The sequence below is a fragment of the Syntrophaceae bacterium genome, from assembly GCA_013177825.1.
GTDB lineage: Bacteria > Desulfobacterota > Syntrophia > Syntrophales > PHBD01 > PHBD01.
The window spans coordinates 144,797-157,226 of sequence record JABLXX010000002.1; the positions used below are offsets into that span (position 1 = coordinate 144,797).

Below are 12,430 nucleotides of genomic sequence, written 5' to 3' on the forward strand. Positions count from 1 at the left end.
TCCCTTTTCCCGGGAAGGAATGAACCATGAATGATTCGGTCACGACATTCCGTTCCGGGGGCGAAACAGGGAGCCGAGGATGATGGAAAAACTCTGGATCGATCTCGAACATGCCGAAAGGTCCGACGATTTCGCCGCGGCCTGGCTGGCCATCCAGTCCTCCCTCATCCGGGGGTGCGTCCAGGCGGTCCTGGTGCTCCGGGATCCCCTCCGGCAGAGCTTCGCACCCGTGGCCTCGTGGCCGGAGGGAAGCACAGGGGAGCCCCTGGCGGCCGTCCTGGAGCACACGATTACCGAGTCGGAAGGGATGCTCGTGGAGCTGTCCGAGATCGACGGCATTGCCGCGGACACGGTTCGGCACTACGGCCTGGCCTACCCGGTCATCATGGACGGCGAACTTTACGGCGCCGTGGCCGTGGAGGTGACCGCCCCTTCCGGAGAAGCGCTTCGTACCGCCATGGAGGATCTGCGCTGGGGGTCCGTCTGGCTCGAGAACCGGATCCGCCGGCTCCGGGGCGTGGAAGACACGAAAACCCTGAAGCGTATGAAGGCGGCGGTGGACATCCTGGCCGGGGTGCTGGCGGAGGAACGCTTCGACGGGGCGGCCAAGGCCTTCGTGACGGAAATCGCCAACCGCCTGGAATGCGACCGGGTAAGCCTGGGCCTGGTGAAGGGGAAGCACACTCAGGTGAAGGCGATCTCCCATACGGCGATCGTCGGCCAGAAGATGAACCTGATGCAGTCGATCAGCGCCGCCATGGACGAGGCGGTCATGCATCGCGGCGAGATCCTGTACCCCGTTCCCCCGGATGCCGGGGCCCTGGTCGTTCGCGACCACGAGCAGATGGCCCAGCGGCACGGCACCCGGGCGATGATGACCCTGCCCCTTTACGGGCACGACAAGTACTATGCGGCGCTCACCCTGGAGCGGCAGGACGAGCGGCCCTTCTCCGCCGATGACGTCGCCTACGTCAAGAGTGTCGTCGCCCTGGCGGGACCCGTGCTGGAGAACAAGCACCGCCAGGACCGGCCCTTCGTGTTCGGCATGCTCGATGCCCTGAAGCGGCAGGCGGTCCGGCTGTTCGGCCCGGGCTATATCGTCCGGAAGGCCGCCGTCCTGGGCGTGATCGCCCTCGTCGTCTTTTTCAGCCTGGCCATGGACGAATACAGGCTCTCCGCGAATGCGGTCCTGGAGGGCTCCATCAGCCGCTCCCTCGTCTCGCCCATGGACGGGTACATCAAGACGGCGAGCGCTCGGGCGGGCGACGTCGTGAAGAAGGACACGGTCATCTGTCAGCTGGACGACCGGGAACTGATGCTGGAGAGGATCAACCTCGCAAGCAAACGGGGGCAGTACGACCGGCAGTACAAGAAGGCCATGGCCGAGCACAACCGCGCCGAGGCGAACATCGTCAGCGCCCAGGCGGGACAGGTCCAGGCCGAGTTGAACCTCCTGGACAACAGGCTCCGGCAGATCGTCATCCGGGCCCCCTTCGACGGCGTCCTCCTCAGCGGCGACCTGAGCCAGAAGCAGGGCGCCGCGGTGAAGCGCGGCGAGGAGCTCTTCGTGATCGCGCCGCTGGACGCGTACCGGCTCATCCTCAAGGTAGACGAGCACGGTATCGCCGACGTGAAGGAGGGACAGCGGGGCGTCCTGGTCCTGTCCTCGCTTTCCCGGGAAAAATACCCCTTCACGGTGAAGAAGATCACGCCCCTCTCGACGGCGGAAGAGGGGAAGAACTATTTCCGCGTCGAGGCCATGCTGGACAACATGTCTCCCCGCCTGCGGCCGGGCATGGAGGGCATCGGCAAGATCGAGGTCGACCGGAGGCTCATGATCTCCATCTGGACGAGGGGCCTGATCGACTGGTTCCGCCTCCGCCTGTGGTCGTGGCTGCCCTGAGGTACCGCCGTGGACAAAACCCTGTACAGCAGTTCCTGGTACCGCGTTGCGAATCTGAAGCCGCTCGTGAGGCGGCACGCGGAGATCCACCGGCATACCTATCGCGGGAAGGTCTGGTACGTCCTCCAGGATCACTCCACGGGCCGCTTCCACCGGTTCACCGAGGAGTCCTATTTCCTGATCGGCCTCATGGACGGAAAGCGGACCATCCAGGAAATCTGGGAGGCCGCCTGCCTCAAGCTGGCGGACGACATGCCGACCCAGGACGAGGTGATCGGCCTGGTCTCCCAGCTCAACAAGGCCGATGTCCTGCAGTCGGACGCCGCTCCCGACGTGGAAAACCTGAACCGGCGAAGCCGGAAGGACCGGTCGTCCCGGTTCTGGAACACGGTGCGCTCGCCCCTGGCCATTCGCATCCCCCTTCTGGATCCGGACCGGTTTCTCGAAAAGACGAAGGGAATCGTCGGTCCGCTGTTCACGATGCCGGCCTTCCTGGTCTGGCTCATCGTCGTCATCACCGGGGCGGTCCTTGCCTCCGTGCACTGGAACGAACTCGTCTCCAACCTGGCCGACCGGGTCCTCGCCCTTGAAAACCTGTTCATCTTCTGGCTGATCTATCCCATTGTCAAGGCGCTCCACGAATTCGGCCATGCCTGGGCGGTGAAGCACTGGGGCGGGGAGGTCCACGAGATGGGGATCATCTTCCTCGTATTCATGCCCATTCCCTATGTCGATGCCTCGGCCACCTCCGCCTTCCGCGAAAAGAGAAGAAGGATCATCGTCGGCGCCGCCGGCATCATGGTCGAGCTCCTGATCGCCGCCCTGGCCATGATTCTCTGGGTGAACACGGGGCCCGGGGCCGTCCGGGCGGTGGCATACAACACGATGATCGTCGCCGGCGTCTCCACGATTCTCTTCAACGGCAACCCCCTCCTGCGGTTCGACGCCTACTACGTCCTGTCGGATTTCCTGGAGATCCCCAACCTGGGGTCGCGCTCCAACCAGTACATCGGGTACCTGGCCCAGCGGTACGCGATCGGGAACGACGAGGCCGAGTTTGCCCTGGCCGACGCCGGGGAGGGGAGGTGGCTCGTCCTGTACGGCGTGGCCTCGTTCTTCTACCGCATCTTCATCACGCTGCAGATCGCCCTCTTCATTGCGGGCCGGTTCTTCTTCATCGGCGTCGTGATCGCCATCTGGGCGGTCATCGGACTGATGGTCGTTCCGCTCTTCCGGATCGCCCGCAGCGTCATGAACAACCGGGCGCTGTACCGGCGGCGGGGCCGGATCCTCGGCCTGGGCGTCCTTTCCCTGGCGATCATCGGGGTCCTTGTCGGGGCCGTCCGCCTGCCTTCATACACCGTCGCCGAGGGGATCCTCTGGCCCGCGGAGCAGGCCCGGATCCATGCCCGGGTGGACGGCGAGGTCAAGGAAGTCCTGGCGAAACCGGGCATCCGGCTGAAAAAGGGGGACCTCATCCTGCGGTGCGAGAATCCCGATCTCGTCTCCAGGGTGCAGGCCCTCGAGGCGGAGATGCGGAGCTTTGGAGCCCGCCAGCGGATGGCCTTCGTCCAGGACCGGACGACGGAGCGGATGGTCCAGGAAGAGCTGGCCCGCGTCGGGAAGGAACTGGCGGAGGCGAGAGAGCAGGTGGCGTCACTCGTCATCCGGAGCCCCATCGAGGGAGAGATCCTCATTCCCCGGTCCCAGGACCTGCCCGGGCGCTTCCTCAGGCGCGGGGAGGCCGTGGGTTACGTCGTCGATTATTCGGGCGTTGCGGTTCGTGTCGTCGTTCCCCAGTCGGAAGTGGACCGGATCCGGACGGACGTGCGTTCGGTCAAGGCGAGGCCGGCGGAAAACATTTCCCGGATCATCCCGTCGGAACTCGTTCGGGAAGTGCCGGCGGCGACGGGGGACCTGCCCAGTTTCGCCCTGTCCCTGAAGGGCGGCGGCGCCTTTGCCCTCGATCCGCGGGAGACGGAGCGGCCGCGGTCCTTCGAGAACCTCTTCCACTTCGAGGTGCGCCTGCAGGATGCAACGGGAACGCGGATCGGAGAGCGGATCTACGTGCGGTTCGAGCACACCCCGGAATCGCTTGCCCACCGATGGTACAGGGAAATCAGGGGCATCTTCCTCAAGCGGTTCGAAGCCTGAGGCAAAAACAGCGGACCGGCTTCACCGGGGATGCTGCGTTGCGGGAGAAGAAAACAATCCACCATGGGCAGGGACGTCAAGGATTGGCCGGTTGCGGATTATTTTCATCGCCCCGAGCGCCGGGAACGGCGGCGGACGTTTCTCGACCGCGCCGCCTGGGATCTGGCGGGCGTTTTCATCGGGCCGGCACGCGTTCGTTTCGGCGGCCTGAAGGGGATCGTGGAGCGGGCCGGCTGCCACGGGCAGGCCTTGCAGGACAGGACGGACGCGGAGCTCAAGGATCTGGCACGCTCCCTGAAGCCGCAGCTGAGGCGGGAGGGATTCCGGGACGACCTTGTCGCGGAGGCGTTTGCGCTGATCCGCGAGGTGGACTCCAGAATCCTGGGTATGCGACCCTTCGATTGCCAGCTGGTCGGCGGCTACGCTCTGCTGAAGGGATTTCTTGCCGAGATGGACACGGGAGAGGGCAAGACGCTCGTGGCGACGCTGCCAGCCGCGACGGTGGCCATGGCGGGTCTTCCGGTCCACGTGATCACGGTCAACGATTATCTCACCGCCCGGGACGCGGAGCTGATGGGGGAGGTCTATCGTTTTCTCGGCCTCTCGGTGGGCTGTGTCATCCATGACAAGACGCCCGCCCAGAGGCGCCGTGCCTACGGGTGCGACATCGTCTACTGCACCAACAAGGAAGTCGTCTTCGATTACCTGCGGGACCGGATCGCCCTGGGAGACCGGGTGGACCCGTTCCGGCTGCACGCCGAGCATCTCTACGACGGTCAGGGGAAAAACAGCCGGCTCCTGCTCCGGGGCCTCCACTACGCCATCGTCGACGAGGCGGACAGCGTGCTGGTCGACGAGGCCCGGACGCCGCTCATCATCTCCAGGACAGAGACGTCGGAAGCGATGCAGACCACCCTGCGGCAGGCCCTCGAGATGGCCGGCAGCATGGAGGAGGAGCGGGACTATCGCATCAACTACGAGGCGGACGACGGGATGCGGACCATCTCCATGACCGAGGCGGCGAGGGAGTCGATTCACCGGGCCGCCGATTCCATGGGGACCCTGTGGCGGAGCTCCGTCCGGCGGGAGGAGCTGGTCATGAAGGCCCTCACGGCGCTGCACCTGTACCGCCGCGACGAGCAGTACCTCGTCCGGGACGGCAAGGTGCAGATCATCGACGAATTCACGGGGCGGGTCATGCCGGACCGGTCCTGGGAAGGGGGGCTCCACCAGCTCATCGAGGCGAAGGAGGGGTGCGAGATCACCGGGCAGCGGGAGACGGTGGCGCGTATCAGCTACCAGCGATTCTTCCGGCGGTACCTCAAGATCTCCGGGATGTCCGGCACGGCGAAGGAGGTGCGGAGGGAGCTGTGGGCGGTGTACGGCCTGCCCTTCGTGCGCATCCCGACGAACCGGCCCGCCCGGAGACGCCTGGAACCCGACCGGATCTTTGCCTCCCAGCAGCTGAAATGGCAATCCGTGGCGGACCGGATCGTGGAGCTGCACGCCGGGCAGCACCCTGTCCTCGTCGGGACGAGGACCGTCGCCGCCTCGGAGCACCTCAGCCGCCTGCTGACGGAGGCCGGCCTTCCCCACCAGGTTCTCAACGCCAAGCAGGACAAGGAAGAGGCCCGGATCATCGCCCAGGCCGGGGAACCCGGGCGCATCACCATCGCCACGAACATGGCGGGCCGGGGGACAGACATCATCCTGGCGCCGGGCGTAGCCGAGCGGGGCGGCCTGTACGTCATCATGACGGAGCGCCACGAAGCGGGCCGCATCGACCGGCAGCTGGCAGGGCGCTGCGGCCGGCAGGGCGACCCGGGGACCTGCGAGGCGTTTCTTTCGCTGGAGGACCCCCTGATCAGCGAGGGATCCCGCGGGATGATCGGCAGGCTGGGGGGATGGTTGAGGGAACGCGGATATGGTATAGGAGATTCCGTTGGGAAACTGGCGATCCGGCGGGCGCAGAAACGGGTGGAGAAGGCCCATGCCGGCGTCCGGAAGCGGCTCCTGAAATATGACGAAGAACGGGGGGACACCCTGTCGTTCTCCGGGAAAACGGAGTGAAGGCGTCTTATGCGATTCCTGTGCAGCTGGAAATGGATGGGGTTGATTCCGGCCACGGCACTGCTGGTTCTCTTTGCCGGTGCGGCGGGGGCGGCCGATCTGAGGTGCATTCTCGAACCGAGCGAGGACATTGCGGTCAGCAGCCAGGTGCCGGGCATCATCGAGGAATTTGCCGTCGAGCGGGGAGACCGCATCAAGAAGGGCCAGGTTCTCGTCCGGCTGAAGGCGGGGGTGGAGAAGGCGCAGGCGGACCTGGCCGAGCAGCGTTTCGAATTTGCGAAGCGGAAGCTCGATCGGAACAAGGACCTCTACCAGAAACAGCTCATCTCGATCCATGAAAAGGACGAGATGGAGACGGAGCTGCGCATCATGGAGCTGCAGTATCAGGAGGCGACGGAGAAGTACAAGCTGCGCACCATCCTCAGCCCCGTCGACGGCGTCGTGGTGAAGCGGACCCTCAGTCCCGGCGAGTACGTCGGCGAGGGGGCCATCATGACGATCGCCCGCGTGGATCCCATCAATGTGGAGATCATCGCCAATGCCGGGCTGTACGGGTCGATCCGGAAAGGGATGTCGGCGGAGGTGAGACCGGAGAAGCCCGCTGGCAGCGTTTATCGCGGCAAGGTGGTCGTCGTCGATCCCGTGATCGACGCCGCCAGCGGAACCTTCGGCATCCGCGTGGAGCTGCCCAATCCGAACCATGCGATTCCGGCGGGCCTGAACTGCCGCGTCCGCATATACGGCCGCTGAGACGACCTCGCAAAAAGCCCGGATGCGGCGTTGCGCGGCACCCCTCGTCACTGCGGCGTACGGACAGAGTACGCCTCGCTCCTCGGGGCTTGCGCGCCTTGCCTGCGGGCTTTTTGCGAGGTCGTGTCCTGGTTGTCCTCGTGGGATCTACTCACGGCTCTGGACTTCGGGCGCCTTGCATCCGACCATTTTTGAACAGCCCGGAGACGTCCTGGGAACAAGCCCGGATGCCGCGTTGCGCGGCGCCCCCATGGGAAAATCATGATCACCCGCATCATCTCCGGCGGCCAGACCGGTGCGGACCGGGCCGCCCTGGATTTCGCCATCCAGCGGGGCATCCCCCACGGGGGGTGGGTTCCCCGCGGGAGAAAGACCGAGGCCGGGCCGCTTCCGGAGCGGTACCGCCTGCAGGAGACGACATCGGGTACCTACGCGGAGCGGACGGAGAAGAACGTCCTCCTGGCCGACGGGACCCTGATCATTTCCCGGGGAAGCCTGAAGGGCGGATCGCTCCTGACGGGGACGCTGGCGGAGCGGCACGGCCGTCCCTGGCTTCATGCGGATCTGAGCCGCTGGTCCGTGGAGGAGGCCGCCGGACGGATCCGGGGCTGGATCCGCGACCGGTCGATCGGCGTCCTGAACATCGCCGGCCCCCGGGCCAGCCAGGACCCGGAGATCTACATGACGGTGCGGGAGGTCCTGGAGGCGGTTTTTGCCGGACCCGGACAGGCAGCAGAGGGAGACAGGCCATGAAGAACGATTCCCGCGATATTTTCCAGGCGGCCCTCCGGGCGGTCGATCCGTTCGAGTGCGTCCGCCGCCATGCCGGCCGGGTCGAGGCCCGTCTTCGGGCCGATCGTTGTGAACGGCTGGCGGTCCTGGCCTTCGGGAAGGCCGCCTGCGCCATGACGCGGGGTCTCCTGGAAAGTCTGCCCGCTTGTGACGCCCCGGGGATTGTCGTCACGAAATACGGCCATGTCTCCGGCACCGCTCTGCCGGAGCGAATTGCCGTGTTCGAGGCGGGGCACCCCGTGCCGGATGAAAACGGTGTGTCGGCGACCGTTCGGGCCGTCGACCTTGTCCGCTCTGCCGGGGCGGACGCCCTGGTTGTCTGCCTCATCTCCGGCGGCGGCTCCGCCCTTCTGGCGGCGCCCCGCGAGGGGATCACCCTCGGGGAGAAGCAGGAGATGACCCGCCTTCTGCTCGAAGCCGGGGCGGACATCGTGGAGCTGAACACGGTGAGGAAGCATGTGTCCCGGGTGAAGGGGGGCCGTCTGGCGGAGGATGCCGCTCCCGCCGGCGTGATTTCCCTGATCCTCTCCGACGTCATCGGCGACCGGCTGGACTCCATCGCCTCCGGGCCGACCGCGCCGGACGAAACAACATACGGCGATGCCCTCCAGGTACTGGAGCGTTACCGTCTTACCGGGCGGGTTCCCGGCAGCGTTCTCCGGACGTTGGCGCGGGGGGCGCGGGGGGACATCCTCGAGACGCCGAAGCCGGGATCGCCTCTTTTCGGGAGGGTGGAAAACGTCATCGTCGGGAGCAACCGGCTGGCCCTGGAGGCCGTGCAGGAGAAGGCCCGGGAGATGGGGTACGAGGCGGTCGTCCTCACGTCGGAACTGCGGGGAGAGGCCCGGGACGCAGCCCGGTGGCTGGCGGGGAAGGCCCGGGAGGCCCGCTCCGGAAGGACCGGGGACGGCCGGCCCCTCTGCCTGATTTCCGGCGGGGAGACTACCGTGACGGTGACGGGGAGCGGCATCGGCGGGCGCAACACGGAGCTGGCCCTGGCCTTCGCCCTCGAGATCGAGGGGCTGGATGGGATCACGCTCCTCTCCGCCGGAACCGACGGAACGGACGGCCCCACCGACGCGGCCGGGGCCTTTGCGGACGGGAATACCGCCATCGAGGCCGGACGGGCGGGTCTCGATCCGGGGGCCTTCCTCACGAACAACGACTCTTACACGTTCTTCAAAAAGGCCGGCGGACTCCTGGTGACGGGACCGACCGGCACCAACGTCATGGACATCCAGATCCTGCTTCTCCGCTAGGAAAAGAAAGGGGGGCGGCCATGCAGATCTTCGAGAACGGCGTCTTCATCTCCTGCGAGGACGCAAACCGCGTCTTTTCGACCCTCGTCGAGGACGGAGGGAAGATCCTCTTCACCGGAGATTCGGTCCCGGAACAGTTCCATGCCGCCCCGTCCCGGGTCGATCTCCGGGGAGCCTGCATCGTTCCCGCCTTCGGTGACACCCACCTCCACTTCGCGTCCTACGCCCTGTTCCAGGCGACCCTGGACGTCCGCGACGCCCGGAACTTCTCCGAGCTGGCCGCCGCCGTTCGCGACTACGGCGAGGCCAACCCGCGGGAAAAGGTCATCCTGGCCTTCGGCTCCTCCGCCCACACGGTGGAGGAGCGGCGGCTGCCGAACCGGAGGGAACTCGACGCCGTCACCTCCCGGCCGCTGATGATCGTGAAGTACGACGGCCATGCGGCCATGGCCAACTCGGCGCTCCTGGCGAAACTCCCCCCGGCCGTCGCCAGGCGGCCCGGCTTCGAGGGGGAGGACGGATGGCTCTTCCAGGAGGCCTTCTACGAGGGCGTGAACGCCATCACGAAGTCCGTCTCGCCGCTCCAGCTCTTCCGGAACCTCATCGGCGGGAACGACGCCCTCGCCGGGAAGGGAATCGGCTTCGCCCACACCTCCGAGGGCGTGGGGTTTCCCCTCGATCTCGACGTGGACCTGATGCGCCTGGCCGCCCGCGGGCTGCCGCTGGACTACACGATCTTCTTCCAGACACTGGAGGTCGGGAAGGCCCTCCGCCGGAAGCTTCCGCGGATCGGCGGCTGCTTCGCCACGGCCCTGGACGGCTGTTTCGGCTCCGAGGATGCGGCCCTCCGGGAGCCCTACGCAAACAACGAAGGCAACTGCGGCGTCCTCTTCTATGAACAGGACCGGGTCGACGCCTTCGTCCGGGAGGCGAACCGGGCGGGCCTCCAGGTGGCCCTTCACGCCATCGGCGACGCCGCCGTGGAACAGGCCGTCCATGCCTTCGAGGCGGCCCTGGAGGACTTCCCGAGGACGGATCACCGCCACATCGTGATCCATGCGGACCTCATCCCGGAGCCGCTCCTGGACCGGGCCGCCCGTCTGGGCCTGTGCCTCGCCGTCCAGCCCGCCTTCCTGCACTGGGAGCAGGAGCCCATGGCGTATATCGAGCGCATCCTGGGGGACCGGGCGGAGCGGCTCATCCCCCTGAAGAGCATGCTCGACCGCGGCCTGACCGTGGCCGCCGGCTCCGACGCTCCCTGTACGCTGCCGGATCCCCTGGCGGGTATCCACGCCGCCTGCAACCATCCGAACCCGGCGGAGCGCATCTCCGTCCTCGACGCCCTGCGGATGCATACGAACTGGGCGGCCCGGCTGTCCTTCGACGAGAGGAAGCGGGGGACGCTGACGGAAGGGAATGTTGCGGATTTGGCGGTCCTCGACAAGAATCCGCTGGAGATGCCGGCGGAGAGGCTCCGGGACATCCGGGTGACGGGGCTGTACCTGAAGGGGAAGCCTTTTGAAAGGAAGATCCGGGGTCCCCTGGAGCTTCTCCTGGGGGCCCTCGGAGGGAAGGGCTGAGTCAGCGGGCGAAGCCCCCGTCGGGGATGTCCAGCATGGACAGGTCCTCGCTCCGGATCGCCTTTGCCGCCGCGTCGACCTCCGGCAGGACATGCCTGATGAAATAGCGGGCCGCTGCGATCTTTCCGGCATAGAAAGCGGCCTCCGCATCGGCCTCCAGCCAGGCGGTTTTGGCCGCCGGGTCGGATGCGTTCACACCCGCCGCCGTGGCCAGTACCGACAGTTTCCCGTCCGCCACGCCGGCGCCCCAGAGCAGGAGCCAACCCAGGACCGCCTTCCCCATGAGCATCAGGAACGGGTAGGCGTTGCCCACGGGGATCATGAACTTCCCCGCCCTGGCCGAGGAGGAGAAGAACATCGCCAGCTCCGCCAGCACATTCGCCGCCCCCTGGACGTCCGCTGCCAGGTCCCCGAGCGTTTCGTGGTTCCGGTATGCTCCGACGGTCTTTGACATCTCACCGAGGAGGCTCATGAAGTACAGGCCCTTTTTCATGCCGAGCTTCCGTCCCACCAGATCCAGCGCCTGGATGCCGTTGGTCCCCTCCCAGATGGATGCGATCTTGAGGTCCCGCATGAACTGCTCGACGGGGTACTCGGAGCAGAATCCGTAACCGCCGTAGACCTGGACCGCCGTCTCCGTGACCCGGAAGGCCGAGTCGGACGTGTAGGCCTTGCAGATCGGGGTCAGGACCTCGATCATGCCGCGGGAGGTCTCCCGGGACGCCTCGTCGGGATCGGAGCGGACCCGGTCGGCCAGGAGGGCCGTGAAGTAGACCAGCATGCGGATCCCCTCCACGTGGGCCTTCATCCACAGGAGCATGCGCCGCACATCGGCATGGCGGATGATGGGGACCCGGGGGGCGTCGGGATTTTTCATCTCCTCCAGGGAAGAGCCCTGGAGCCGTTCCCGGGCGTAGCGGACGGCATGGAGGTAGGCGATGGAGGAGACCGCCAGGGACTGGATGCCGACGCCGATGCGGGCCTCGTTCATGAGCTGGAACATGACCTTCATGCCCTGCCGTTCCTCGCCCAGGAGCTCCGCGTAGCAGTTCCCCTCGTCGCCGAAGGACAGGACGCAGGTGGCGCTGCCGTGGAGGCCCATCTTCTCCTCGATGGCGGTGACGGCGTAGTCGTTCCGCCGCCCCGGGGAGCCGTCGTCGTTCACCAGGAACTTGGGCACCAGGAAGATGGAGATGCCCGCCGTCCCGGGCGGGTCGCCCTCGATGCGGGCGAGCACCGGGTGGATGATGTTCTCCGTCAGGTCGTGGTCGCCGCTGGTGATGAACTGCTTGGTCCCCTGGATGCGGAAGGTCCCGTCGGGCTGCCGGAAGGCCTTCGTCTTGATGTTTCCAACGTCGCTGCCCGCGTCGGCCTCGGTGAGGCACATGGTGCCCCCCCAGATCCCGGCGTACATCTTGTCCATGTACCGCCGCTTCTGGTCTTCCGTCCCATAGACCTCGATCAGGTGGGCCGCCCCCTGGGTGAGGTAGGGATAGGAGACGAAGGCGTCGTTGTGGACGAACCACTCCTTGGCGGCCACCTCCATGATCAGCGGGAAGCCCTGGCCGCCCGCCTCGGGGGAGGCGATCATGCTGATCCAGCCCCCGTCGCGGTAGAGCCGGTAGCAGCGGTGGAATCCCGGCGGCACGAAGACCCGTCCGTTCTCCAGGCGGCAGCCCACCCGGTCGCCCTCGCGGAGGGTCGGGAAAAGGATCTCGGTGGCGTATTTCTCCGCTTCCTTCAAGACCATGTCGAAGAGATCCCGGGAGAAGGCTCCGTAGCGCTCTGTCCGGAAAAGGGAATCGACGCCCAGCATCTCGTAGAGCACGAAGTGCTGGTCCCGTTCGTCCACGATCAGGCTTGCCATGCCGCTATTCTCCTTTCACGATGAGGGGACGGATTTCCAGTATATCCCTTTTTCG

The 12,430-nt window shown here is 66.3% G+C and carries 8 protein-coding genes; 7 read left to right on the plus strand and 1 reads right to left on the minus strand.

Annotated features, from left to right (window positions below; genetic code table 11):
- Positions 1-79 precede the first annotated feature (79 nt).
- From HPY65_05510 to HPY65_05540, 7 genes are all read left to right on the plus strand, one after another.
- Positions 80-1,903, plus strand: a complete 1,824-nt coding sequence (locus HPY65_05510; protein NPU83926.1) for an HlyD family efflux transporter periplasmic adaptor subunit — start codon at positions 80-82, stop codon at positions 1,901-1,903.
- 9 nt (positions 1,904-1,912) lie between these two features.
- The gene (locus HPY65_05515; GenBank protein ID NPU83927.1) at positions 1,913-4,057 is read left to right on the plus strand and encodes a peptidase M50; all 2,145 of its coding nucleotides are present in this window, start codon (positions 1,913-1,915) and stop codon (positions 4,055-4,057) included.
- Positions 4,058-4,120: 63 nt separating this feature from the next.
- Positions 4,121-6,127, plus strand: a complete 2,007-nt coding sequence (locus HPY65_05520) for a preprotein translocase subunit SecA (protein ID NPU83928.1) — start codon at positions 4,121-4,123, stop codon at positions 6,125-6,127.
- A 9-nt stretch (positions 6,128-6,136) separates the two neighbouring features.
- Complete coding sequence (locus tag HPY65_05525; GenBank protein ID NPU83929.1) at positions 6,137-6,877, plus strand: efflux RND transporter periplasmic adaptor subunit; 741 nt, start codon at positions 6,137-6,139, stop codon at positions 6,875-6,877.
- A gap of 258 nt (positions 6,878-7,135) precedes the next feature.
- Entirely contained in the window at positions 7,136-7,630 is a 495-nt protein-coding gene (locus HPY65_05530; GenBank protein NPU83930.1) for a hypothetical protein, read from the plus strand.
- Complete coding sequence (locus HPY65_05535; GenBank protein ID NPU83931.1) at positions 7,627-8,928, plus strand: glycerate kinase; 1,302 nt, start codon at positions 7,627-7,629, stop codon at positions 8,926-8,928. Before HPY65_05530 ends, HPY65_05535 begins: the two co-directional genes overlap by 4 nt.
- A 20-nt stretch (positions 8,929-8,948) precedes the next feature.
- Positions 8,949-10,508, plus strand: a complete 1,560-nt coding sequence (locus HPY65_05540; GenBank protein NPU83932.1) for an amidohydrolase — start codon at positions 8,949-8,951, stop codon at positions 10,506-10,508.
- Between the two features lies 1 nt (position 10,509).
- Here HPY65_05540 and HPY65_05545 read toward each other — a convergent pair whose 3' ends face one another.
- Positions 10,510-12,375 carry an acyl-CoA dehydrogenase gene (locus tag HPY65_05545; GenBank protein NPU83933.1) on the minus strand — a complete coding sequence of 622 codons (1,866 nt, stop codon included), beginning with the start codon at positions 12,373-12,375 and terminating at the stop codon, positions 10,510-10,512.
- Positions 12,376-12,430 lie beyond the last annotated feature (55 nt).

Bases quoted from the DNA above. Each gene is read 5' to 3' on its own strand.
- HPY65_05510 (NPU83926.1), top strand. From the start codon at position 80: ATGATGGAAAAACTCTGGATCGATCTCGAACATGCCGAAAGGTCCGAC.
- HPY65_05520 (NPU83928.1), top strand. From the start codon at position 4,121: ATGGGCAGGGACGTCAAGGATTGGCCGGTTGCGGATTATTTTCATCGC.
- HPY65_05525 (NPU83929.1), top strand. From the start codon at position 6,137: ATGCGATTCCTGTGCAGCTGGAAATGGATGGGGTTGATTCCGGCCACG.
- HPY65_05535 (NPU83931.1), top strand. From the start codon at position 7,627: ATGAAGAACGATTCCCGCGATATTTTCCAGGCGGCCCTCCGGGCGGTC.
- HPY65_05540 (NPU83932.1), top strand. From the start codon at position 8,949: ATGCAGATCTTCGAGAACGGCGTCTTCATCTCCTGCGAGGACGCAAAC.
- HPY65_05545 (NPU83933.1), bottom strand. From the start codon at position 12,375: ATGGCAAGCCTGATCGTGGACGAACGGGACCAGCACTTCGTGCTCTAC.